This window comes from Neorhizobium populisoli, from assembly GCF_019430945.1.
Lineage (GTDB): Bacteria > Pseudomonadota > Alphaproteobacteria > Rhizobiales > Rhizobiaceae > Neorhizobium > Neorhizobium populisoli.
Window position 1 is genome coordinate 274,069 of record NZ_JAHYCB010000003.1, and the last position, 22,754, is coordinate 296,822.

General features: G+C 55.4%; 35 protein-coding genes. 15 read left to right on the forward strand and 20 right to left on the reverse strand.

Annotated features, from left to right (window positions below; genetic code table 11):
- The first annotated feature begins 14 nt into the window (after positions 1–14).
- Positions 15–182 (forward strand): hypothetical protein, encoded by a 168-nt coding sequence (locus KX729_RS09235; RefSeq protein ID WP_219742144.1) that lies wholly within the window; start codon positions 15–17, stop codon positions 180–182.
- Here KX729_RS09235 and KX729_RS09240 read toward each other — a convergent pair.
- The 5 genes from KX729_RS09240 to KX729_RS09260 all read right to left on the reverse strand — a co-directional run bounded on the left by KX729_RS09240 (position 179) and on the right by KX729_RS09260 (position 3,570).
- Positions 179–472: a hypothetical protein gene (locus tag KX729_RS09240; RefSeq protein WP_219742145.1), complete on the reverse strand. Its 294-nt coding sequence runs from the start codon at positions 470–472 to the stop codon at positions 179–181. The genes KX729_RS09235 and KX729_RS09240 overlap by 4 nt on opposite strands.
- 58 nt (positions 473–530) lie before the next feature.
- A complete protein-coding gene (locus tag KX729_RS09245) occupies positions 531–1,007 on the reverse strand; it encodes a hypothetical protein (protein WP_219742146.1) in 477 nt (158 codons plus the stop codon).
- 435 nt (positions 1,008–1,442) lie between these two features.
- Complete coding sequence (locus KX729_RS09250; RefSeq protein ID WP_219742147.1) at positions 1,443–1,835, reverse strand: hypothetical protein; 393 nt, start codon at positions 1,833–1,835, stop codon at positions 1,443–1,445.
- 86 nt (positions 1,836–1,921) lie between these two features.
- Positions 1,922–2,542, reverse strand: coding sequence for a recombinase family protein (locus KX729_RS09255; protein ID WP_219742148.1), 621 nt, complete (start codon positions 2,540–2,542; stop codon positions 1,922–1,924).
- Positions 2,543–2,697: 155 nt separating this feature from the next.
- Positions 2,698–3,570, reverse strand: a complete 873-nt coding sequence (locus tag KX729_RS09260; protein WP_219742149.1) for a hypothetical protein — start codon at positions 3,568–3,570, stop codon at positions 2,698–2,700.
- 82 nt (positions 3,571–3,652) lie between these two features.
- On the opposite strand from KX729_RS09260, the gene KX729_RS09265 reads away from it, so the two are divergent.
- Together KX729_RS09265 and KX729_RS09270 are read left to right on the forward strand one after the other, a co-directional pair.
- Positions 3,653–3,928: a hypothetical protein gene (locus KX729_RS09265; RefSeq protein ID WP_219742150.1), complete on the forward strand. Its 276-nt coding sequence runs from the start codon at positions 3,653–3,655 to the stop codon at positions 3,926–3,928.
- Positions 3,925–4,164, forward strand: a complete 240-nt coding sequence (locus KX729_RS09270; protein ID WP_219742151.1) for a hypothetical protein — start codon at positions 3,925–3,927, stop codon at positions 4,162–4,164. The genes KX729_RS09265 and KX729_RS09270 overlap by 4 nt, the downstream gene beginning before the upstream one ends.
- A gap of 21 nt (positions 4,165–4,185) precedes the next feature.
- On the opposite strand, the gene KX729_RS09275 is transcribed toward KX729_RS09270, so the two are convergent.
- From KX729_RS09275 to KX729_RS09290, 4 genes are all read right to left on the reverse strand, one after another.
- Positions 4,186–4,743, reverse strand: coding sequence for a hypothetical protein (locus KX729_RS09275; RefSeq protein ID WP_219742152.1), 558 nt, complete (start codon positions 4,741–4,743; stop codon positions 4,186–4,188).
- Between the two features lie 83 nt (positions 4,744–4,826).
- Positions 4,827–5,390, reverse strand: coding sequence for a hypothetical protein (locus tag KX729_RS09280; protein ID WP_219742153.1), 564 nt, complete (start codon positions 5,388–5,390; stop codon positions 4,827–4,829).
- Positions 5,387–5,809: a hypothetical protein gene (locus KX729_RS09285; protein ID WP_219742154.1), complete on the reverse strand. Its 423-nt coding sequence runs from the start codon at positions 5,807–5,809 to the stop codon at positions 5,387–5,389. Before KX729_RS09285 ends, KX729_RS09280 begins: the two co-directional genes overlap by 4 nt.
- Positions 5,806–6,120, reverse strand: a complete 315-nt coding sequence (locus KX729_RS09290; RefSeq protein ID WP_219742155.1) for a PDDEXK family nuclease — start codon at positions 6,118–6,120, stop codon at positions 5,806–5,808. The genes KX729_RS09285 and KX729_RS09290 overlap by 4 nt, the downstream gene beginning before the upstream one ends.
- Before the next feature lie 355 nt (positions 6,121–6,475).
- Between KX729_RS09290 and KX729_RS09295 the strand changes: the two genes are divergently transcribed.
- Entirely contained in the window at positions 6,476–7,243 is a 768-nt protein-coding gene (locus KX729_RS09295; protein ID WP_219742156.1) for a hypothetical protein, read from the forward strand.
- Between the two features lie 1,330 nt (positions 7,244–8,573).
- Complete coding sequence (locus tag KX729_RS09300) at positions 8,574–8,957, forward strand: DUF982 domain-containing protein (protein WP_246617493.1); 384 nt, start codon at positions 8,574–8,576, stop codon at positions 8,955–8,957.
- Between the two features lie 466 nt (positions 8,958–9,423).
- Here KX729_RS09300 and KX729_RS09305 read toward each other — a convergent pair whose 3' ends face one another.
- From KX729_RS09305 to KX729_RS09330, 6 genes are all read right to left on the reverse strand, one after another.
- Complete coding sequence (locus KX729_RS09305; RefSeq protein ID WP_219742157.1) at positions 9,424–9,582, reverse strand: hypothetical protein; 159 nt, start codon at positions 9,580–9,582, stop codon at positions 9,424–9,426.
- Entirely contained in the window at positions 9,579–9,890 is a 312-nt protein-coding gene (locus tag KX729_RS09310; protein WP_219742158.1) for a hypothetical protein, read from the reverse strand. The genes KX729_RS09305 and KX729_RS09310 overlap by 4 nt, the downstream gene beginning before the upstream one ends.
- Complete coding sequence (locus KX729_RS09315; protein WP_219742159.1) at positions 9,887–10,381, reverse strand: hypothetical protein; 495 nt, start codon at positions 10,379–10,381, stop codon at positions 9,887–9,889. The genes KX729_RS09310 and KX729_RS09315 overlap by 4 nt, the downstream gene beginning before the upstream one ends.
- Positions 10,382–10,391: 10 nt before the next feature.
- Positions 10,392–10,598 (reverse strand): hypothetical protein, encoded by a 207-nt coding sequence (locus tag KX729_RS09320; RefSeq protein ID WP_219742160.1) that lies wholly within the window; start codon positions 10,596–10,598, stop codon positions 10,392–10,394.
- Positions 10,598–10,849 (reverse strand): hypothetical protein, encoded by a 252-nt coding sequence (locus KX729_RS09325; protein ID WP_219742161.1) that lies wholly within the window; start codon positions 10,847–10,849, stop codon positions 10,598–10,600. Before KX729_RS09325 ends, KX729_RS09320 begins: the two co-directional genes overlap by 1 nt.
- A 100-nt stretch (positions 10,850–10,949) precedes the next feature.
- Positions 10,950–11,927 (reverse strand): hypothetical protein, encoded by a 978-nt coding sequence (locus KX729_RS09330; RefSeq protein ID WP_219742162.1) that lies wholly within the window; start codon positions 11,925–11,927, stop codon positions 10,950–10,952.
- Positions 11,928–12,380: 453 nt separating this feature from the next.
- On the opposite strand from KX729_RS09330, the gene KX729_RS09335 reads away from it, so the two are divergent.
- The 5 genes from KX729_RS09335 to KX729_RS09355 all read left to right on the forward strand — a co-directional run bounded on the left by KX729_RS09335 (position 12,381) and on the right by KX729_RS09355 (position 14,172).
- Positions 12,381–12,602 (forward strand): hypothetical protein, encoded by a 222-nt coding sequence (locus KX729_RS09335; protein ID WP_219742163.1) that lies wholly within the window; start codon positions 12,381–12,383, stop codon positions 12,600–12,602.
- Between the two features lie 60 nt (positions 12,603–12,662).
- Positions 12,663–12,842 (forward strand): hypothetical protein, encoded by a 180-nt coding sequence (locus KX729_RS09340; protein ID WP_219742164.1) that lies wholly within the window; start codon positions 12,663–12,665, stop codon positions 12,840–12,842.
- 140 nt (positions 12,843–12,982) lie between these two features.
- A complete protein-coding gene (locus KX729_RS09345; RefSeq protein WP_219742165.1) occupies positions 12,983–13,225 on the forward strand; it encodes a DUF6894 family protein in 243 nt (80 codons plus the stop codon).
- Between the two features lie 347 nt (positions 13,226–13,572).
- The gene (locus KX729_RS09350) at positions 13,573–13,767 is read left to right on the forward strand and encodes a hypothetical protein (protein ID WP_219742166.1); all 195 of its coding nucleotides are present in this window, start codon (positions 13,573–13,575) and stop codon (positions 13,765–13,767) included.
- A 132-nt stretch (positions 13,768–13,899) separates the two neighbouring features.
- Complete coding sequence (locus tag KX729_RS09355; RefSeq protein WP_219742167.1) at positions 13,900–14,172, forward strand: hypothetical protein; 273 nt, start codon at positions 13,900–13,902, stop codon at positions 14,170–14,172.
- A gap of 104 nt (positions 14,173–14,276) precedes the next feature.
- On the opposite strand, the gene KX729_RS09360 is transcribed toward KX729_RS09355, so the two are convergent.
- From KX729_RS09360 to KX729_RS09370, 3 genes are all read right to left on the reverse strand, one after another.
- The gene (locus tag KX729_RS09360) at positions 14,277–14,612 is read right to left on the reverse strand and encodes a DUF2958 domain-containing protein (protein ID WP_219742168.1); all 336 of its coding nucleotides are present in this window, start codon (positions 14,610–14,612) and stop codon (positions 14,277–14,279) included.
- A complete protein-coding gene (locus KX729_RS09365) occupies positions 14,609–14,761 on the reverse strand; it encodes a hypothetical protein (RefSeq protein WP_219742169.1) in 153 nt (50 codons plus the stop codon). The genes KX729_RS09360 and KX729_RS09365 overlap by 4 nt, the downstream gene beginning before the upstream one ends.
- Before the next feature lie 204 nt (positions 14,762–14,965).
- Positions 14,966–16,525, reverse strand: coding sequence for a sigma-54-dependent transcriptional regulator (locus tag KX729_RS09370; RefSeq protein ID WP_219742170.1), 1,560 nt, complete (start codon positions 16,523–16,525; stop codon positions 14,966–14,968).
- Positions 16,526–16,678: 153 nt separating this feature from the next.
- Here KX729_RS09370 and KX729_RS09375 point away from each other — a divergent pair, with 153 nt between their 5' ends.
- The 4 genes from KX729_RS09375 to KX729_RS09390 all read left to right on the forward strand — a co-directional run bounded on the left by KX729_RS09375 (position 16,679) and on the right by KX729_RS09390 (position 21,091).
- Positions 16,679–18,535: a M3 family oligoendopeptidase gene (locus KX729_RS09375; protein ID WP_219742171.1), complete on the forward strand. Its 1,857-nt coding sequence runs from the start codon at positions 16,679–16,681 to the stop codon at positions 18,533–18,535.
- Positions 18,536–18,861: 326 nt separating this feature from the next.
- Complete coding sequence (locus KX729_RS09380) at positions 18,862–20,031, forward strand: aminodeoxychorismate synthase component I (protein ID WP_219742172.1); 1,170 nt, start codon at positions 18,862–18,864, stop codon at positions 20,029–20,031.
- Positions 20,016–20,717 carry an aminotransferase class IV family protein gene (locus KX729_RS09385; protein ID WP_219742173.1) on the forward strand — a complete coding sequence of 234 codons (702 nt, stop codon included), beginning with the start codon at positions 20,016–20,018 and terminating at the stop codon, positions 20,715–20,717. The genes KX729_RS09380 and KX729_RS09385 overlap by 16 nt, the downstream gene beginning before the upstream one ends.
- Positions 20,714–21,091 carry a nuclear transport factor 2 family protein gene (locus KX729_RS09390; RefSeq protein WP_219742174.1) on the forward strand — a complete coding sequence of 126 codons (378 nt, stop codon included), beginning with the start codon at positions 20,714–20,716 and terminating at the stop codon, positions 21,089–21,091. Before KX729_RS09385 ends, KX729_RS09390 begins: the two co-directional genes overlap by 4 nt.
- A 12-nt stretch (positions 21,092–21,103) precedes the next feature.
- Here KX729_RS09390 and KX729_RS09395 read toward each other — a convergent pair whose 3' ends face one another.
- On the reverse strand, positions 21,104–21,331 hold the full coding sequence (locus tag KX729_RS09395) for a hypothetical protein (protein WP_219742175.1): 228 nt from the start codon (positions 21,329–21,331) through the stop codon (positions 21,104–21,106).
- 75 nt (positions 21,332–21,406) lie between these two features.
- Positions 21,407–21,661, reverse strand: a complete 255-nt coding sequence (locus tag KX729_RS09400) for a hypothetical protein (RefSeq protein WP_219742176.1) — start codon at positions 21,659–21,661, stop codon at positions 21,407–21,409.
- Positions 21,662–21,749: 88 nt separating this feature from the next.
- Between KX729_RS09400 and KX729_RS09405 the strand changes: the two genes are divergently transcribed.
- Positions 21,750–22,658 (forward strand): heme-dependent oxidative N-demethylase family protein, encoded by a 909-nt coding sequence (locus tag KX729_RS09405; RefSeq protein WP_219742177.1) that lies wholly within the window; start codon positions 21,750–21,752, stop codon positions 22,656–22,658.
- Positions 22,659–22,754 lie beyond the last annotated feature (96 nt).

Consider the following 22,754-nt stretch of genomic DNA (forward strand, 5'->3'; position numbering starts at 1 on the left):
GACGGAGGTACGAGATGGACGAGCAAGAACCTGACCTGACCAAGACCGAGCGCAAACGCCGGGATCATGAAGAGACCACCCGGTTTGCGCAGGAAGCTTCCCGGCAATGGTTGCAGGAATCGCGCGAAAAGACCGAGCGGCTACGGGCGTTACGAATGGCTAAGGGGAAGTTGGACAACTAGTGCCGGATTTGCGAAGCTGGATCGATAGCGGCTTGATTTTCCTCGATCATCCCGTTGAGGACGGTCAATTGCTCATAGAGCCGGGTGAGACGGCGACGGTATTCGATTAGGTTGGCAAGGTACTCTTCTGACACAGTTTTGGGTTCCACCGCGTCGGGGTAATCTTCGCAATTGCTCATATTGGTGATCGCTAAAAAGTGGTCTTGTGGTTTCGGCGGGATAATCTTCCTCAAACTTGCTGCAGGCTTAACGATTAAGTGCGGAATGTAATATTTGTGCAGCGATATCACCGGATATTCTCTAAATCGTATCAGTTGCAACCCGAGCAACAATACACGCGCTGTATCCCTACTGCGGGATCGTTTGAACCTCTTTTGACCCCGACAGGTTCTGCCGCATACTCACAATCTGGCTTGAACGTACCAACAACTTATAGTCATTGATCTGAATTAGTTTACCAGCGATCAGATTATAGACGGGAACGTTGACGTAATAGCAATTCTCGGTCAGCAGGTTATATCGTGAAGCCGATTGACCCAGCGCGTGTTCGGATATTGCAAAGCTGATACCGGCTGCGGCGAAAATCCCGACAACGTGGACAGTGAAAACGGGCAGACCGGTTCGGTATCGAGCGCTCATAAAAAACAGGAGCGTCATGATAAAACCCGCGACTAGGCCGATCAGCAAGACAGCCCAATCCGGTTCTATTACGCGACCCGCATAATTGCCACCGATCGCGAAACCGGTACCGAGGCCGAACGAAACCATCGTGAACATCGCTGACACGATCCAGCCTAGCAGAAAAGGAAAAATGCGGTCAGTCAAGATATGAGCCTCTGTCAAGCCGTCTCGGGATCGCCTATCAGGATCAGATTAACTTTTAAGTCCAAAAAATGGAATAATTTTAAGGATTATCGGGTGCGCTGAACGCCGTTGTGGGCATGAAGTCGGAAAACTGCAGAGCCGTATCAAATGGAATCTGTACAGATAGATATTTTTGCCTGTGCGGCAGGGGGTGTATAGGGGGTCCGTATGCAACCACCTTATAGAGGCATCAAGGAAGCGCGGGAACTCTCAGCGCTACTTGGCAGCAAGGACAGCCGCGAACGCGCTGTGTGACGCTCCTGTGGGTCCTGCTGCTGCAATGCACGCGCTCCCCTGCCCTACGCTCGACAGCTACACAGCCAGGCCAAACACAGCATGGAAAAGCCCGGCCGTTTCCGACCGGGCTAAGTCCGATTGCGCAATCAGACCGTACGCTTACTTGGTCTTTGCCTTCTTCGACTTTGCACGTCCAACCTTAAGCCGTTCGCTGCGCTCCATCGAGTGGACTGCGATCTTGTCTTGCAACTCCTTGTCCGAGTTGATTACGTCCTTCGCAGCCTTCAACACTTCCGCGACCGCATCGAGATCAGCAGCCTTAAACAGTTTGCTGCCAGCGATTTCGAATCCGTTGCGTCCGATCCGCACAACATATCCAGCACCGTCTTTGCGGAACCACAGCGACCTGCTGCTGATCTGCTTGCCGTCCTTGACCTGACCAGCATATGCGATCTGCGTGTCGATCTTGCTGTTGAAGATTTCCAGCGGGTTACGACCACCAACCGGGCTAGTCGTTGCTGCGGACTTGAGAACTTCCAAAGCGTTTGCCATTTCGATCTACCTTTGCACCAGCAGCACCGTTGCTGCTGTGCCTCTCTATCAATAGCCTTTGATCGAACAGGGCGAGCGTTATCTTCCTATTTCTCCAACTCTTTTTTCAACAAGCGAGATACTTGCGTGGATACGAATAGAGCACCATTGGGCGTTCTGTGACCGTCTTCGTTCAACTTACGTGCCAATGCTGCTGGCCCTTCAACACCGCTGTCTATGAGCCTCTTAAGGACTGGTAGAATGCTTTCTTCATAGCTCCGCATCGCATTGGCTTTCTCCGCTTGAACACCACCGAGTCTAACGCCTCGTGCCTTTGCCGCTTGCAATGCTGCTTTAGTGCGCTCGCTTATCATCTTGCGTTCCTTCTGTGCGAGGATCGCAAACAGATGTAATTGGAACTCATCTGCATCTGGCATGTCCGCGCAACGGAACTTCAAGCCCTCGTCCATCTGATTCATGATGAAACTTGCACGACGAGACAAGCGATCCAATTTGGCAACGATCAGTGTGGCCTTGTTCGCTTTAGCGAATGCGATTGCCTTGTTTAGTTCCTCACGTTCATCGTTCTTGCCGCTTTCGACTTCGATGAACTCCGCGATTGGCTGATACACTTGGCAAGCATTGCGTTGCGCTTCAAGCCCTAATCCGCTCTGCCCTTGCTTCTGTGTGGATACGCGATAATACGCGACATAAGTTGCAGGTTGCATTGGTTGCATTCTCCTTCGGCACAAACAACGTGCGTTGCTCGTTCCTGCTGCCGAAAAGAATGAAGGGCAAGAAGCCTTTTCGGTTGCCCTATGATTGCAAAGGCTTAGACTATTATGCCCTACGGTTTTCTGACCATTTCATCGGAAATATCGTGCTATATTGTAGCGGGCGGCTGATTATCTGTTCCTACGCGCTGCAAATAGGATGCATCGTTGTTTGACTGTTGTTCCGGTTGATCTTCTCTATAAAGAGACAGGTAGTCGCCCAATTTTTCCTTTAAAGTTACCCCCCAAAACTGTTCAACTGCCCATGATAATTCCTCTTTGACTTTCTGCTCAAGTTCGGCTTCTTCCTTACTTGGTGTCCGCTTCGGACCAAGCACCATGATGCCGCTATCAAACTCGTCCAGCCTTGAAGACTCGGTTCTTATGTAATCAAGGCTTTCTGCAACACTGTCCAGCCAGTCAACTACTTCTGTACCGAAAAGAAACTCTGCTCGTCGCGAAATTTCCCAAACTCTGTCCACATGCGTATGGTCTATCATGCGACGGTGCCAAGTGAGCCGATCCAACTCGACAAGAGCGTTGTAGATTTCGATGCGCTTTTCGAAAAGCGCAAGCCTACTCTCCCGTTCGGAATTATCTCTAGCAATTTTGACCTGTTCAATGATCAGCGCTGTTTGATCCTGCATCGCTTTTGTTTGAGCCTCTAGAAACTTTGCCTGTTCCTTCGCCTGTTCGGCTTGCTCTTTTGCAGCATCGGACTGCTCCTGCATTACTGCGCGGTTGTCCGCGATTTCCTTTCGTTGCAGCGCAAGTTCCTGTGATTGGATCATGGTCGCGACGAACAGCCAGAGGAATGCCAGTGGCGCGAAGAATCCGGCGAGTGCATCGCCTTGATTGTTGAGCGGCAAGGCGGCGAAGTTCTTGATAAAATCGACCTCGATGAAGCCAAATCCAATCGCCGCGACTGTGTAGGCGAAGGTCGCGCCAAAGCCGAATATCAGCCAGCCGTTCTTTTTCATCATTCCATCGCCTATGTAGGATTCTATAATTTTCAACCCGTATCAACGCCACTATACCTGTGCGTGAGATTCGCGGGAGTGGCCGGTGGAAACAATTCTATACGCTTACCAGATGTCGCCGGGTTCCGATGACTTGCTTTGGTTTGCCGAGACTGCCGAGGAATGCCATCTCGCCGCGATTGCGCAGCGGGCCGAAATGCTCGCGGAAAACGGTGGTACGCAACTTGGCGCGATGGCCGTTTATCGGTTTGTCTTCCGCGACCTGAAACCGATTGAACTTGTCTGGGTGCTAAACGAGGAACGGTCTATCGTGGATATCGCCGCTGTTGACCGGCGGCTTATAGCGGTGATTGCAGAATGAAGCGGGCAATTCGGATCGAGGATAAGCCGTGGCCGCGTTCATTCCATTTCGGGCATGTCGGCCCGGATCGTTTCAGCAAGACGATGGAATGCGTTCGGAAAGCCGGTGGCACCTATTTCCCTTATCACACCGATGATGAGGAAGGCCTGTTCGCGGTCTCGTTCCCCAATGAAGCCAGCTTTTACGAGTTCATGCGGCTGGTCAATTACAAGCCACGCCGGATTGATCTTCGCTAGTGCGCCACGGCATTGACCGCTTTAAACTCGGCTGCGTCCTCTGAAGTCAGTGATACGCCCTTCAACGCCTTTAAACTTCTCTAAGATTTCGTCGCGCCTTGCCCATATCGCGGGATGGATCGCATACATACCGGACGACCAAGCATCACCGAGTTCTTTTGTCTCGACAAAAATGTAATGGCCGAGCAGTTCCCGCATGAGGTCGGTCTTGTACTGGACATGAATGCGCTGCTTACCCTCGCGGAGCCAATGCAACAGAGCTTCAAGTTCCTGCTTGGGAAGATGGTCGAGGTTTGCAAGGGCCGCCTGCTCGACCCGCTTAGCCTTGGCCCGACCATAGGCGCCCTCTGATTGCCTTTTCTCGTATGCAGTTTTCCATGTCGCGATTGATCGGAAGACAACGGCGGATGCACCGGCGAATGTCGCCACGGCCCATATATCGATCTGAAAGAAATATTCGGGCTTGGGGTTCGCATAAAGGTATTCGAGCAGTGTCATACCGAAGCCGACGCAGAATGAAACCGCGCCTGCCGTGCGGCTCGTCAACTTATCAAGTAAAAGCGCAAAGATTTCGTACACTGCCGTCCTCCGATTCCAACGCCGCTAATATACCAGCTTGCAATCGGGGGAGGAAACTTGAGGGTGATATGTCCCCGGCAATTTTAGATTGCCAGCCTGTAGACCATCGCATCTGCCGGGTCTTTGAAACTCGCCAGTACAAGGGGTTCGTATGTGGGGCTGAGGAAGATCGTCGCGAGGTCTTCGATACTGCTCGCGGGATTTGGTGGAGCTATCCGCAAGAGGCTTGTCTTGCTTACGCTCACGTCTACGTCGCGGCCAAAGCGCTTCATGAAATCGTATGCCACGAGATTGTCGCGGATTCGCTGCTTCGATCCAAATTGTGCCCCGGCTCGGGCCGCGTCGATTACGCAAAGCGCGTCCTGGCCTACGCTGGTTGCCGAAATGTCCACGACACTGCCGATACTCGCCGCGATCTTCAATCGGCTCTCTGCTAGGTCGAGGATACGATGATAATCGCCCATACTGGTATTGAAACTTCTAGGCGCGAGGACTGCGCGGGATAGACCGTAAAGCCCTGCGGCTGCATTAGCATGTGCCGAGAGGCGTTGTGAGCGGTCAATCTCGTATTCCCATGCTGCCCAATCCGCTAGGATTTGTCTCTGCTGCTTGATCGTGCCGAAGTGTTTGCCAATGGCTCTGCTCATGCATCACCTCCATTCGCCAGCTTCCACAGCACCATTTCGTTCTTCGTATTAAACGCGATGAAACCACTGAGTTTGAACGTGACGTTAGGAAATTCGTATGTCGTGGGGACCAATTCGAAGTACCACTTTTTGATTGCCGTCTCATTGCGGAGGTCCCAGCCGACAACCTCAAGGATTTGATCCGCTTGCACATCGGGATCGCGTTTATTGAAACCCCTGAAAATGCTGTAGGGCACTTCGCGTTCTATTCGGATGAAGTGATCGTATTGGGTGCTGGCTTCTAAGAGACGACCATCATTCGCTTGCCTGTGATTGTAAGCAAGAAACTTCAGGATTTTGAATAATACGTTTAGGACGCGATCTTTGATTGGCTTCGGAAGCCGCTTGATCCTCGCTGCGAGTTTTGCTTTGATACTCATGCTTTCCTCCATGCGATACCATGCTTGTCGCACCAGTCGCCGTAGGTCGTCTTGCTTCCCTTGTTGATCGGTGCTTTCGGATTTTGAAATACCATTTCGATTTGCCAGTCAGGGTTCTGCTTCTTGACTGCCAACATCTTAGTGCGCTCTTCTAGTGGGAAATTCCCCTTCGCTTCGACAATCCGCTTATTGGCTTCATCGATGAAATCAGGAATGTATGTGTGTGAAATTGTGTAGGAGAGCTTGTGCGTTTCGTAGGTATAGGTTGGACCTAGTTGCGCTGCTACCTTCTCTTCAAGTCGGTTTCTCATAGATCACTGCCACCGTTCCGTGCTGCAATGTAATCCTGCACCATCTGCTTTCTGTGCAGTCTTCCGAACTCGCGTTGGATTGTCTCCTGCGTCTTCATCTTTCTGTAGATGCTCGTGTGCTCGACGTTCAGTATCTTACCAATGTCGTTGAACGAATATCCTTGTGCGCGTAGTTGAAGCGCCTTCGTGAAGCTTTCAGGCGTGAGTAGGTTGAATGGACTGTCTTTTCGCTTTGTCATTGGAAAATACCTTCGTGATTAAACTTCGTGGTATTTACCAACCTGCTCCATATGAGGCTTCAAACCGCTGTCTGCGTTTAAATATTCGAGCATCCCTCGGTTCTTAAAGGCATTGTATGGACCTCTCTAATATCAGTTCGGCGTTCGCGTCATTCATCGACACGCTTACGCGAAAGCCACTGGCTACCGTATTCGGTCTTAATCTCATTGGCTTATTCGCGGGTATTGGTCTGCTTGGATATGTCGCACTGTCCGACCCTGATCGAACATTCAAACTGGTCGAGTATTTCACCAGCTCGCAGTCTTCGATAATCGAACCCATCGCTGTGCCTATTCCACCGGAAGAAGAAGCGAAGCGACTACAGGAAAGCATTCCCCGCGATAAACTGACCTGTGCGGCAATCGATGAGGTTGGCAAGCAATTGGATGCCGACCGTGCTACGTTTTGGACATTCAGCAATGGCAGTTATGGCCTTGGCGGCGTGCCCTTCAACTATGCGAATGTCCATTGCCCCTTCGTAAAAGAGGGCATCGCCTTTATCCCCGATGACTTCCAGAAAATCCCCAACAGCATCAGCGCGGAAACAAATGCCGTACTTTTTCCAAATGCCGAGGCTACCGAATGCGGGTACTGGCGACGCGATCAGATTTCATCGCCATACCTGCGAGCGGGATTGAAAAGCCTAGGCAGCGTCGAGATGGTTCAATGCGGTGTCCGTGACCGTCGGGGCATCCCCATCGGCAAGATCGTGCTGTCCTGGCGCGATCATGAAGCCCGAGATATTCCAGCTATCCTCAAGACGCTCAAGACGACCGGCGAGGCTATTGGCCGTTTCAACACGCCGTCGATCAATTTGACTGATCTTCCTTTGGCTTCACCCTAGTCGCACGTTTGGAAACCCTAGCCGGCAACGCTAGGCGACTACAGTCTCTTTTAACGGGCGCGTTATCGTTCGTCTTGGCGGTAAGTTCCAGGCCAAATAACTTGACCTTGTGGAGGTCAAGACAACGCATAATGATTGCCGCGACGATCATCACGACAACTATTGCAAAGGCGAGAGCGATGATGACGGTAGCGGGGGCATCAGCGAAATACATCCCCAACCGCGCCACACGCCCGAGAATGAACGATACGTCCATCGAGGGTCCTGTAACTCGTTGAAGATGTCGCTTCGCTTCCCGGTTTTGTGTGACAGTACTGGCCGTCCGCGTGTCCCGTCATGCGGGACCTTTTGTAAACCGGTCTTCGGGTTCTAATGTGTCCGAGAGAAACTAAACTACATCTGGTTTCGTCTTATCTAAGCTACGAAGATCCCAACCAGTATAGAGACCTTCCAGTAAACCGCTTCCGCGGGCTCACTCATTTATCCGGTTCGCGCTTGAATGCGCTACTTTGAATATAGCTCGGATTCCTATTCGGACAATAGGTTCTGAAATTTATCTGTGGAAACTTGCTTCCCCGATCTTAGCAAACCGTAAGTTCGTGTTCGGTAGATATCCCGTGTATGTACGGGTGATGTTCACCGTCTGTTGGACGAATATTAGGCCGGTGAATAAAACAAAACGGAGTGACCGGCAGAAGCCAGATCACTCCGTTACGATTACAAGCCGCATCTCGTTGGATCGCGGGAAGCTCAATATCTGTTTTGTTGTCGGTGCGCTACCGGGCAATTAACTTATGTTAAAAACGGGACTTGCTGCACCCTAGCACCTCATCGGGACAAACGTTTCGTTGACGCTACCAAACTCATATCGTTAGAAAACGCCCGTCGGAAATGACGCAATGAGCGGTGAACACTGCCAGCAAGGCGCACAGGTGAGGAAATGCAAGAGCAAATTTCAGCAACGGCTGGGCTTTGTATCAATGACGGGCCACCATGGGCCACATATGCCGCTGTAACAGGGCTGATTATTTTCGCCGCAATCGGATTGTTTGTTTTCGTCGCGTCACGACGCCCGCCGCGCGCCTAACGACCGATTTAATCGAAGCTGCGCTCGGTAGCACCGGATAATGTCAGGCTCCACACCTCACGACCTTATCCGTTACGAGCCAGCCCGTGGCTGAACTCGCGCACAAATAGTACCCCTCGATTCTCATTTTACAACCGGGCGCTTAGTCACTGCTGGCTTACCCAAACGCAAAAAGATACCCGGCCTTTGGAGGACCGGGTTTGGAACTACGCTGACACTTTGGGAAGCACACAAGAGAGGTCGATGCTTGTCAGCATCCCTGACATACACGGATTACTGATTCCTTTCAACCGGAACGAATCATTTCGTCTCTTGTTGAATCGCCATAGGTGTATGTTGGGAGTACGAGTCATGATGCGTGGTGATTGGGAAAAGCCCGTCGAGATTGAGCTTGATCGCTTGGGCATGTACAGGACGATAGCCGACACAGATGCAGCCGCCCGCACGCTGGTCTTTGATTGGCCGCTGGAAGAAGGCCAGGCACTGGCCGCTGCTAAGGCAACCTGCTTTGCCGTGCTTCAAGGTAAGGCCGAGCCGGAAAGCGCCCGTGAGGCGTTTATAGCCGCCGCTGCTGAGGCCGACCGTAGCGTTCGCATCTCTCGGGGCTATCCGAAAAATCGGCAGTAGTTCGGTACGTTAGCGGACAGAAACATTCCGGCGTAGTCGCTGTTAGACATACGGGACGCCAATCCGAGTGCCCTTCGGCGGCGTTTCTCCTTGTAATGGAATGACGAAGCAAGGCCCGCTCAAATCTCCTGAGCGGGTCTTCGCTATTGTATGAGCATCGATTTCATTCTGATCTTGGCGGTTGTACTGGCCATGCTGGCTTGGGCGGCGTGGGCCTAGCGGAAGCAACCAGCTCTCCGTATTAGCCTTATGTTAACCGTGATGCGGCATCGTCATCGGGTGCCGAGATGTTACCCGTAGTCGGCGCTTGTTACACGAAAAGCCCGCTGTCATCCATCCGGCGGGCTTTTTGTTGCGCCGATGAAAAATGCCCGACCATTGCTGATCGGGCAGAAGTTAGCGGTACGTTTGGCTGCACCACGCCTCACTATTATTGCCGTTTCTCTTCGGGATCAACATCGGCTGCTTACCACCAATTTTTACGTTCGCCGTACTTCTTGCCGATCCGCTTCGCATATGGTGCTTTCGGTTTCGGCTGTGCTGGTTTTGGCAATGGCTGTGGAGCTTGCTCGACGGGTACGAACACTGTGCGCGTGCCGATTGTGACCTTCGTGTAAGTGGTCATGCTGTGCCTCCATAAGCGCGGATCACTCTCGCGCCAGCCCATACTGCTTTGCGCTCGTCGTGCCACACATCTACCCTGCTGCGGTCGTTCAGGAACGCTTCGAATTGGTCGTGATGTTCCAGAACCTCGGCGGGATATCGCGCTTTGAAATCATATGCGACGATTGCTCGACGTGCGAGATGCTGCTCTTCTTCGAGATAGAACTCGACTTCCGAATCAGTGACCGGAAGCTCTTTGCCGGGAAATGTCTTGGCGAACTCGCGAAGCAGACGCTTCTTCCTGTTCTCGAATATCGACTCCTTTTTCATGCCAACACCGCCCCTGTCTCTGCTTCAACGAACACAAGCGAGCCGCAACCCGCCAGTTTGTGTCCCTTGCTGAGCAGATCGATCAGCGTGGGCAAATGCTTCAACTGACCTTCCGTGAAATCGAAACCCTTCTTCACCTTGTCGCTGACCATCCCATCGATGAATTCCTGCCACGACTGCCTGGAGCCATCACGAGGACGCACCGGAGCTTTGCCGCTCATGATCACAGCATCGGTGGGGCTGGCGATGTAAATGCGCTGTAGGTCTTCCAGTAGCAGGTTGAGCCAGCGGCGATCACCACGGCTGAAATCCAGATATGGAATGTTGCTGTTCTGAAATCGCTTGGTGAACTCGATTTGGATCGGACCCGCTGACTGCTTTAGTTCGGCAATTGGATCGAGACGTTTTGGTGTTGTCGGTCCCTTTTCGAGTGGTGTTGGATTCTCTTCCTCGTCCAGTCCCATAAAAATGTTGATATTGTAGACTTTCACTATGGTTTCCTTACTTCAAATTCGTGATGAAATCTGCGACCTTCTCTAGCAGTGACTTGTCATCGTGCTTGCAGTTGCGCGGGACTGCATTAAGGATTGTGTCGTGTTCTTCGCCATGGGCCATCAGTTCGCGAATACGCTGCCAACGTTTTAGCTGGGCCTGTCTCATATTCTCGACTGCCTGTTCGCTGAACTTGTGGCCCTTCTTCGTACCCATCACTTGCTCTCCTTCTTGAGACCAAGATTCAGAATGCGTGCTGTCTCGTCAGCACTGATCCGTTTGCTTACTACCTCGCGCACGGCGTGTTTCAGGTTCGTAAGAAGGTCCATAGGATAGAATGTGAGCGACATCGGTTCCGTCGAGCCGTATGGCTGCGGCATCATCACGGCATGGTAAGCGGTGATGGCCTTGTCGAGTGACTGAATCGCGCTGTTGATGTCTGCGACCAGCTTCGTATTGTCTTTCATGGGAGTTATCTCCTTCTTGTGTTTTGTCTTCGCTTGTATTTAATCCGACTGCTACCTTTGAGGCGGGAAACGGCTCCGAAACGACCGTTCTCCAACCCGCTCAGTTGAAATCCTTCATTGTCTTGATCTTGAACTTCTTCTTCGTCGCAGTGAGGTCCACGTCCAGATGCTGGCGAGCGGGATCGCGGTAGATGCCTTTCTTGAAAATCGGGCTACCCGGTGTCCGGTTGAATTCTAAATCCAACACCAGCTCAAAGCGTGACGCGCCGTAGAAGAAGATCACGGTCGGGGCTTGGTTCTTCACCTGGAACATGATGCCAGCGCCGTAGCCGACGATCTCGCTACTGCCGTCATCCATGATTAGTTCCTTCAGCACGGCCAGCTTCGGCGGGATTTCCCACGCAACGAGCATTTCCGAATACCGATTGAACTCCGCCTTGAAACCGAGGTACCAAGCATGGTTCTCGACTTCCATTTCCTTGAGGCGCTTGTTGATGTCGCGGCTGCGGTTATAGAAATCGAGCATGAAAACGTCGGCTTCTTTTGCCGACGTGGTCGGCTCGGCACGGATCATCAGCTTTGCGCGGTGGACCGTCGATTTCTTGCCCCTGCCCGTATTATCGAACAAGTCGGTCTTGATCTCGTAGAAATCGACGTGCTGCCCGGCGGGGTCATCCTGGGGGTCCATCTCCGCGCAGCCATTAGTGACTTCGTCTTGTCGTGTGGATGAGCAGAGCGAATTCACGCGGGCTTCACTCGCCGTCGTTGGGTGCGACCGAGCATCCGCGCGGGCCTTCTCTCCCGATTGCAGGTCGGAAGAAACTACTTCGCTAGATGCGTTGTCAGCGCCATCAGGCGCGCATCTATTAAGTAACTTCTCTCTACTTCTAATACTTAATGAATGCGCGCCTTGGCCCGAAAAAAAGTCATTGCCGCGCTCGCTCTTAATAGATGCGCGCTCAGTCATTGCCCAATCGAGGATGACAGGGTTGATTTCATTTGCGTGGGTTTTCGCCTTCTCCAATGTGTTGCGCTTGATCTGCGCTAGGATATTGGCTGCGGTAAGTTTTCCAGACATTACAGAATTCCTTTCTTGATACGAAAAAGTCCCGCTTGGGTCTGGAAACAAGCGGGACCGTTTCAACTGATCATCAAGAAAAGAATGCGTTGGTCTTGCACGAAGTTATTGTAATGACTTCGTTTTCCAGACCAAGCATCACATCCTATTTATAAGCGATGCCTGTTTTGAGAGCCAAAATTAAAATCTGCTACATGAGCAAATAAAGATATTGCGGTTTTCGAGCCGGGTTCATTATCCTCCCTGCCCTAGCCGGACAATATGCCCGCCAGCGCGTCATAGAGCGTCACTGGCTGCGACGGCTGAACCTGCGACAGGCAGACGACATCATCGCCATGTTGGTCGCTACAGGTGAGAAATATTTCAAAGAAACGCCAGTTTCCGATGGCGATCCGATCTACCGGCAAATCGAACTGATCATCAACAAGCCCGACAATACCGACTTGATGTTAGATGCAACGGCAAAGGGCAGACCCCGCATTAGAGCCGATCGATCCCCAAATCGCGAGCGCCTTGGGAAAGGACTATGGCGGTCACAACGAAAGCACCATTGCCGCTGGTTATCTCGTCGGCCAACGGATGTATGCCCTAGGCTATGAAAAGATCGGCGCAAAATCGCTTGTCGGATGCATTGCCAAGACGGCGGCCACTTTTCGGAAGAAGAAGGGAAAATGATAGCCCGGACTAGCTGCGCTCAGCTGACGTAAATATCTCCGCAACAACGGAGAACGCTACATGGCCAGGCCAAAGGGCTACAAGATGTCGCCAGAAGAAATCGCAAAGCGGGCAGCGAAGCGAGTACCCAAAAACAAAGAGATAGTCGAATTCACCGAGACGACGAATCTCAGCAAGGCGCAATGGATCGCCGCGCTGACGGCGGATCGTGCCGCTGCGATAGCGTCAACCGCTAAATAGATTTGTGGAAGCACGCCATAGCTTTTACTCCTAAAACGAAGCCCTGCTAGGTTTTCCTTACCTCCCTAGCAGGGCTTTCTGTCCTTTGGAACAAATGCCCAGGATAGGACTTCGACACCATCAGCCTGTAGGAGTTCAAGATGACAAGGTTCTTTTTCGACGTGATCAACGGCCATGGGTTAGAGCGCGACGAGATTGGGATCGAGATGGATCGACCCGATCAAATCCGCCGCGAAGTCTCCCGTATCCTCACCGATATCGCAAAGGAAGAGATGCCGACTGATGACGCAACTCGAATCCGCGTCGCTGTCCGTGATGTCACCGGCAAGCCAGTTTATGAGGGCGAACTGTTCTTTCGAGGAAGCTGGTCGCAGCAGACATGATGCACCTCGACTAAATGTGATAGCTCATCGCGTTAGGGAACTGAATCGATTTAACCGCGTTAGAGGGCCGGGAAACGGGACAACATCTTATGCGTGATAAAATGGATCTAGGTTACGGTGACAGCCGCGCTATCAAGGACGCCTTCTGTTTTGATGAAGGCCGTGCAAGCGCGAAAGTCGGATTGCAGCGGACTGACAATCCTTTTCGGCAGGACAGCGAGCCAGTCAAACACCAGTCATGGCTCGAAGGCTACACTAGCCAAAAGTCCATTAACTAAGCCTGCGTCAGCGCTCGCCCTTTGAAAGCAGTGGCAATACGGCTGCTGCTTTTGCAGGAGCACACGCGTATGACCATAGCAGACCTCTTCCACTACATCGGCGCGATCCGCTTGCTGGCACTCGCATATTGGCTGGTGTTCGGTCCGGTTCTCGCATGGGCATGGCTACGTGTAGCTGACAGCATCTGGTGGCACTGGATCAAACCAAAACGCGTTCGCCGCGAGACCGATGCGGAGTTCGACGGCGTTACCATCGACCTTTAATGTTCCAGCTATGTCAAAGTACACAGACACCGATCTGCAAGACAGTATAATGGGAACATCACCGGCACACGAGATAGTAGGCGCTGGTGCCTGAGAGTCATGTTGCTCCCGCCTGCATAGCCGGGATACCCCATGTTCAAATCACTTCTCACCCATTCGTCGGACGAGCGTCAGGCTCTGAAAGAAATGCTGTCGCGTTATGCGCTTCGCTATCATATCCGTGGCCCCGAACACCGAGCACTGATCGCGCAGACGATCACCGCTTTCGCCGATGATCCCGACCTACTGTTGGGACAGCCGATTGAGAAAGCCGTAGCCGAGACCATGCACCGGCTATACCTGCGAAATTCAGAAATCGCCCAGCGACAAGCCGCATTGGCGCAAAACGCTGCGCAGGCACATTGAAATAGAAAAAGCCCGGCTGCACACCGGGCTCTTCCATTTTGAACCGCGTCACTGACTAGGCTTCGCTGTTCGTAAAGATAACGGCATTACGGACCGTTAGTTCCCTATTTCGGTACGACGATTTCTCGCGCACGCCTTGCCGCTTCGGTCCAAACGCTCAGCGGCTTATCCGTTCGGAAGTGGAGATCGCGTTTAACACGCAATCCATGCGGCCCTGTGAGAAGCTCCAATTCCTCAACACTGACATAGCCGAGTTCAGGCGTGCCGTGGCCGAGATCGCAAAGGCCGAAGCACACGCCATCGGGTTCCATTTCCGTCAGAATCCATGTTGCCGCAGCCCATGGCGTAAACAGTTTTACCACCGGGATATGATCGGCCTCACGTGCTTCCACATTATTGGAGATCAACTTGGCCTTCAATTCGTCGGTAAGCAGTCTCATGCTGCCACCTCAACGCTTGCCATGCCGATGACGACGAGCTTGCAGACGTTTTCGATCATCTTGCGCTCAACGCGCCACTCTGCGACCGTTTTGAAGACTTGATCGAACTGCTTGCCATCAATTCGTCCCCAAACGCGAAATCCAACCATTGCAATATCTCCTTGTTGCGATTGCAACTCTGGATTTAAAGCCGTTGGAGTATCAGGGCGAGCACAGGCTTGAGAGCAGAAAAGAAAAAAGGGCTGTAAAAAAAGCCCCCTAGTTAAAAAACGGGTTGTTGTAAAACGTAGGACATGCTTGCGTGAGGGTTAACGCTTCCTAACGAAGCAAATACTTAAGTTGGCGACGTATAATTACGCCGCCTCCTTGAGCGGATCGTCCGGATCGATGCCGTAATCCTTGAGTTTCCGGTACAATGTCGAGCGACCGATGCCGAGTTTGCGCGCCACCTGGCTCATCTGGCCGCGGTAGAATTTCAGCGCGAAACGGATCAGCTCCTCCTCCACATCGGCCAGTTTGCGCACTTCGCCGGTCTCATCTGTGCTGATGATGACGTTTTCAGCCTGTGGATAAGCTGCGGCAAGCATCGCCTTCGGGTCCGGCTTGCCGGCACGCGGGCCGTTGGCAAAGACCGGAGATTCCGCCAATGCTTCCCTGACAGCCTGGTCGGCAGCGGCCGATGGCGTCGGCATGACGGCAGTCGCGGCAAGTTCTTCGGGACGGAATTCCGGAAGCTGCGCGGCGATCTGCGGGAAATCGGCTTCCGTCAGCTCGTCGCCCTGGGCGAGAACCACCGAACGGAACACGGCGTTTTCCAGCTGGCGGATATTGCCCGGCCAGTCATAGGCGGTCAGCAGCGCCAGGGCGCCGGGGCCGACGGACAGCGTCTTTGCAAGCTTCTGCTCGATCGAGAAACGCTCGGCGAACACGCGGGCAAGATGCGGAATGTCTTCCTTGCGGCGGCGCAACGCCGGAATGGTTATCGGGAAGACGTTGAGGCGATAATAAAGGTCTTCACGGAAGCGGCCGGCGCGCACTTCCTCGATCAGGTCCTTGTTGGTCGCCGAAATCAGCCGGACATTGACCTTCTGGACCTTGGCAGCGCCAACGGTCTCGATTTCGCCCTGCTGCACGGCGCGCAACAGCTTCACCTGGACGTCGAGCGGCAGATCGCCGATCTCGTCGAGGAACAGCGTGCCGCCATCGGCTTCGACGAACTTGCCGGTATGCTTTTCGAGCGCACCGGTGAAGGCACCCTTCTCGTGGCCGAACAGGATGCTCTCGACCAGATTATGCGGAATGGCGCCGCAGTTGACCGTGATGAACGGCTTGCCGGCGCGATCGCCGTTGGACTGGATGGCGCGGGCGATCATTTCCTTGCCGACGCCCGATTCACCTTCGAGCACGACCGGGATGTTGGAATGGGAAGCGCGCTGTGCAAGGTCGATGACCCGCAGCATATCCGGGCTGGCAGACACGATGTCGCCGAAACCGACGGCGCTCGTCCGCTGGCGGCGGCCGGCGCGGGATTTCGATTCCTTCTGGTCGAGCTTCAACGCATTGGAAATCGAGGCGCCGATGCGCTCCGGCGAAACCGGCTTCACGACGAAATCGAAGGCACCGGCACGCATGGCCTGCACGACATACTCGATGCTGCCCTGTCCCGTCTGGACGATGACCGGCGTGTCGATGCCGAGCTCGCGGGCTGCCGCAAGGAAGGTCAAACCGTCCATTTCCGGCATCATCAGATCGAGCACGATGACATTGATGTCGACCGAGGTCTGCTTCAGGAACTCGAGTGCCGCAAGGCCGTTCTCGGCCAGATGCGCGGCATGGCCGTAACGTTCCACGGCGTTCTTCAGAAGACGACGCTGGATCGGATCGTCATCGACAACAAGGATTTGCGCAATCATGCTCGGCTCCCGGCTACGTTCATCGTGCCCCCTTATGGGCTCTTATGCTGCCGGTTGTGCCAGAAAGGCTTGAACATCCCCTTTTGAGAAAGACTTGCATTTTAACGGCCGGCAAGGAAAACAGACGCACCAGATCCAGGAAGGAACAACGCGATGAAGATGTCCCACCCCGCGCTCCCCGAAATTGCCGCCGCAACTGCCGCTGGCGGCGCAGCGCCGGACGCCGGGCTCGGCCTTTTGCCGGTCTGGAAACTTTCCGATCTTTATGCCGCGAAAGACGCTCCGGAATTTGTCGCCGATATGGAAAAGGCCGGCAAGCTGGCCGTCGCCTTCGAGGATAAATGGAAGGGCAAGCTCACTGAGGCTGCAACGAAGACGGGCGCCGGCGGCATCGGCGAGGCGCTCAAGGAATATGAGGCGATGGACGATCTGATCGGCAAGATCGGCTCGTTTGCCGGCCTCACCTATTTCGCCGACACTTCGAGCCCGGCAAATGGCAAGTTCTACGGCGACGTGCAGGCGAAACTGACCGACATGTCGGCACATCTCCTGTTTTTCGCGCTCGAATTGAACCGCGTCGATGACGCCGTGGTGGATGCCTGCATGGATCGCGATCCCGCGGCCGGCCATTATCGCCCCTGGATCGTCGACCTCAGGAAGGACAAGCCCTTCCAGCTCGACGACAAGCTGGAACAGCTCTTCCTCGAAAAATCGATGACCTCGGCCGCCGCCTTCAATCGCCTGTTCGATGAGACGATGGCGGAACTGCGCTTCGAGATCGACGGCGAGAAGCTGCCGATGGAAGTGGCGCTCAACATGCTGCAGGAACCGGAGCCGGAAACCCGCGCCAAGGCGGCTGCGGCACTCTCCAAGACCTTCGGTGAAAACCTCCGCGTCTTCACCTTGATCACCAATACGCTCGCCAAGGACAAGGAAATCTCCGACCGTTGGCGCGGCTTCGAGGACATCGCCGATAGCCGCCATCTGGCAAACCGTGTCGAGCGCGAGGTGGTCGATGCACTGGCGGAAGCCGTCGCCCAGGCCTATCCGCGCCTGTCCCATCGCTATTACGCGATGAAGGCCAAATGGCTCGGAATGGAACAGCTGAACTTCTGGGACCGCAACGCACCACTGCCGGAAACCCCGAATGCGCTCATCCCCTGGACCGACGCCAAGGCCACCGTTCTCGACGCCTATCGCGGCTTTGCCCCGGAGATGGCCGATATCGCCGGCCGCTTCTTCGATGAGGAATGGATCGACGCGCCGGTGCGTCCCGGCAAGGCCCCGGGCGCCTTCGCTCATCCCGTCGTACCCTCGGCCCATCCCTATGTTCTGGTCAACTACATGGGCAAGCCGCGCGACGTGATGACGCTTGCCCATGAACTCGGCCACGGCGTGCATCAGGTTCTGGCCGGCGGCCAGGGCGCGCTGATGTGCCAGACGCCGCTCACCTTGGCCGAAACGGCTTCCGTGTTCGGCGAAATGCTGACCTTCCGCGCGCTGCTGGAAAAGACCAGGGACAAGCGCGAGCGCAAGGCGATGCTCGCCCAGAAGGTCGAGGACATGATCAACACGGTCGTGCGCCAGATCGCCTTCTACCAGTTCGAGCGAAAGGTCCACGCGGCCCGCAAGGAAGGCGAACTGACCGCCGAACAGATCGGCGAACTCTGGCTCTCCGTCCAGGGCGAAAGCCTCGGGCCGGCAATCAAGATTTCGGAAGGTTACGAGACGTGGTGGACCTATATCCCCCACTTCATCCACTCGCCCTTCTACGTTTATGCCTATGCCTTCGGCGACTGCCTGGTGAACTCGCTTTATGCGGTCTACCAGAACGCGGCTCCGGGCTTCCAGGACAAGTATTTCGATCTCCTCAAGGCCGGCGGGACGAAGCACCATTCGGAACTCTTGAAGCCGTTCGGGCTGGATGCCACCGATCCGTCGTTCTGGTCTAAGGGACTGTCGATGATTGAGGGGCTGATCGATGAGCTGGAGGCTTTGGATCGGGGATAAGGTCTAACGCTCCCATCCTGTTGATCGAAGTTGCCCCTCACCCTACCCCTATCCCCGTTATGACGGGGAGAGGGAACGTGCCCTACTCAGCGCCGAAAGAGGCAGAAGCGGTGCGGCAAATCCCTTCTCCCCAGCGGGGAGAAGGTGCCGGCAGGCGGATGAGGGGGCGACGGGGAGTGACGCCTAATCCTTGGCGTCGTAGGACTTGGCCCCCTCATCCGACCCTTCGGGCCACCTTCTCCCCACTGGGGAGAAGGGAAATCTCGCCCCTTGCGCGCCGCCAAAAACGCTCGCATTGAATGCGAAACATTTGGTTTTAGCCGAGAATGACAAACGCCACCCCCTTTGCCCTCTTCCGAGACGACCCCGCGGCTCAAAGCATGGTCTTCGACCAGCCGCAGGAAATCGTCATCGCCCGAACCGCCGCCGAGATCCTGCCCGCCCTCCGCCGCCTGGAGGAAGCGCGCCTGAACGGAAAATGGCTGGCGGGCTACATTTCCTACGAAGCAGGCTACGTCTTCGAGGACAAGCTCCGCCCGTTGATGGCCGAAGGCCGCGAGACACCCCTCCTCGCCATGGGCATTTTCGACGCCCCAGCCGGCAATGAGCACCCTTTGGCTGCCGCCTACCCCGCCAATGACAGCAACTTCCTCACCGCCCCCCACGCCGGCTGGGATTTCGAGACCTATCGCGAGCGCTTCGAAAAGCTGCATCAGCACCTGCGCAACGGCGACTGCTACCAGGCAAATCTCACCATGCCGATCACCGCCCGCTGGCAGGGCGATCCGCTGCGCGCCTTCTGGTCGCTCACCGCCCGCCAGCCGGTGCGCTACGGCGCCTTCATCGATTTTACCGAGGCAGCCGGCGGCCCGCTGATCCTCTCCCGTTCGCCGGAACTCTTCTTCTCCGTCGATACGGACCGCTTCATCGAAACCCACCCGATGAAGGGCACCGCCGCACGCGGCGCCACGAAAGAAGAGGACGATGCGATCATCGCCGGCATGCTCGCCGACGAAAAGACGCTCGCCGAAAACCGCATGATCGTCGACCTGCTCCGCAACGACATTTCCGTCATCAGCGAGGTCGGCACGCTCTCGGTGCCCAAACTTTTCAAGATCGAGACCTACCCGACCGTCCACCAGATGGTCAGCCATGTGCGGGCGAAGCTCAGACCCGAAATCGGCTTCCCTGAAATCCTCTCCGCCCTTTTCCCCTGCGGTTCGATCACCGGAGCCCCGAAACTATGGGCCATGCAGATCCTCCACCGGCTGGAAGACCAACCGCGCGACGCCTATTGCGGCGCGATCGGCTGGTGCGATCCGGCAGGCCCGATGCGTTTTTCGGTGGCCATCCGCACGATCTCGCTTTTCAACGACGGCAAAGCGGTCTTCAATGCCGGCGGCGGAATCGTCTTCGACTCGGAGGCGCAGGCCGAATATGATGAATGCCTGTTGAAGGCACGCTTTGCAGTAGGCGATCAATGGATTTCTCGCTGATCGAAACGATGCGATGGGAACCCGGCACGGGGTTTCTGCGCCTGGACCAGCACTTGCGCCGGCTGAGCCGGTCGGCAGATGCGCTCGGCTTCCGCCAGCCGCCAGCCGATGTGCAAAAGCAGCTTGCCGCGGCAGTGGCAGAAGGCGAAACGCCGCTCCGCGTCCGCCTCGTCATGACATATCGCGGCAAGGTCGAGATCACCACCACGCCGTTTGCGCCGCTTGCCGCCGATACCGTCTGGAAAATACGGGTCGCCAGGACGGCAATGCCTTCCGATGATCCGAACTGCCGCCACAAGACCTCGCGCCGCGAGCTTTACGAAACCGCCCGCGCCGAATTCACGCCTGACGAAGCCGACGAGGTCCTGCTGCTCAACGAGCGCGGCGAGGTCTGCGAAGGCACGATCACCAATGTTTTCGTCGAACAACCTGATGGCTCACTGGCAACACCGGCGATCTCCAGCGGCCTGCTCCCCGGCATCCTGCGCGCCGACCTGATCCGCGAGGGCCGCGCAAAAAGCCATGTCCTGAAGCCCACCGACCTCGAAGGCCGCCGCTTCTTCGTCGGCAACTCCCTGCGCGGCCTGATCGCCGCCGAACTCATCGGCGAAATCGCCCGCGCGGAAAAACCGATCGAAGCCCCCCGCCCGGCAGCCCGCGCCAAGACCGCAAAGGCCGGCCGGTGACGGCCGCGCCACAGGACCTCGTCGATCACCTGCTTGTGCTGGAGAAAGCGCTGCAAACCCGTGAGGTCCGCAGCTCAGCAGAAAAGATCGGCGAACTCCTGTCGCCGGATTTTCGCGAATTCGGCCGCTCCGGCCTCGCCTATACGTTCGAAGACATCATCACTCGCCTCGTCGCAGAGGCCGGTTTGAACAATACGGATATTGCTGATTTCAGCGTGTCGGTGATTGCGGAGAATGTCGCACTTGCCGTCTATCGTGGCATCCGCACCGAAGAGGACGGCAGCCGTCAGTTCACCAACCGCAGTTCCCTCTGGCGTCTTGATGCGGATGGCAAATGGCGGATGGTGTTTCACCAGGGCACTGCCACGGCGTAAGCGCCACCCCCTTTACCTCGGCAATGCGGCGTGGGCCGCCAGTCCCTCTGCATCGAGTACCGCAATCAGATCATCGACAAAAACGCTGTTCGGCAACACGAAGAAGATTAGGAGGCCGTCCGGGGCGTTGGTCCAGTTATCGGCTGCCGCCAGCATAAGGATGGGCCACTCCTTCGGCGGGTAGGTTTCAAGTCCACGCGACAGCGCCGCTTTGAGCCTTTCTGCGCCCTCGGCTTCCATCATGGTTTCGTAGTTCAGGCTGCTATCCGGCTCGCGGAAAAACAGGTTGGGTGACGTGATCTTGATAGACCGCGCCTAAAGCGCGTGAGACATCGGATAGTGTTTGAGGTTTTCCAGATCGCAGCCCCGGCTCATTGGAGATGCGACTGCCGCCGCCATGCCGCACCCCAGGAAAATGATGACCCAGAAAATGAGCCAGTATGCCCGATAGGCGAGATCTCTTTGATCGCCATCGGTTTCGCTCGCCTCTTCAAGCCGTAAAATCTGCATCCCATACCCCTGTGCCGCCCGGCGCAAATTTTCCCGACTGCGGTGTTTGTAGGGCTGCAAGGCGATGTTCCAAGTCTTCGCAACGGATTTTTACAAGCAGCGGAAACTGCCGTACAAGAATCGAAGATGACTTTCGCGCCGGACCGACATGAACGACAGACCCCTCGTCCATACGCCCTATGACGGCTCCTCGAAGCCGTTCACGATCGGCCTTATGCAGCTCGATCCGGACTATTGGATCGAACCGGACGAGGATCTTGCCTACCATCTGGCGGAGAAACGCAGGCTGTTTGCCGAACATGGCGAACAGGTTTTTCGCGCCGAACCGGACACGGCAGACGCGCAGCAGGAGATCCTGGATGCACTCTGCGTCTATCTCCCGTCGCATCATCCGGCGGCCTATTGCCGGGATGGAAACATCATGCGGCTGGCGGGCGCTGAACTAGATCTGGCCGACATCTCCATCCCGCCCCTCCTGCGCGCCGGCCTGCTTGTGCAGGACGACCTCGTGATCATGCGCAGGGGCGAAGCCGGCTGGCGCATCGCTGCCGCCTTCCTCGCCTTCCCCTCCTCCTGGTCGCTGTCGGAAAAATTCGGCAAGGTCATGGATGAAGTGCACGCGCCGGTGCCGGATTTCCAGGGCGGTAGCCGCAATGCCGGGCTGATCAACCGCATGTTCGACAACCTTTCGCCGCAGCGTTTCGTCGAGCGCTGGAACTGGTCGGTGAACTGGGGTTACGAACTTTATCGCCCCGCGCCTCAGCCTCGTTCCGAGACCGCACCCATTCCGCCGGAAGGTGCCTATCTCAGGGTCGAACGACAGACGCTACGCAAGATGCCGGTCTCGGGCGACATCCTCTTCACAATCCGCATCTATCTCGATCCGGTCACCGCAATCTCAAGGCAGCCGGATGCGCCAAGGCTTGCCGCATCGCTCGCCGATCAACTGCAAGCGATGAGCGACGCCCAGATCGACTACAAGGGCCTGACGGAAAAGCGCGCCGAGCTTGTCGACCTGCTGCGGCAAATCGCCGGAAATCCGGTCGAGGCGGAATAAACGCATCGCCTTTTTATTGCTGTCACAAGCAGGCCCTTTATTGTAACGCAAATTTATGATCTAGAGCCCGCGAAATCGCGGTTTCAGCATTTCGCT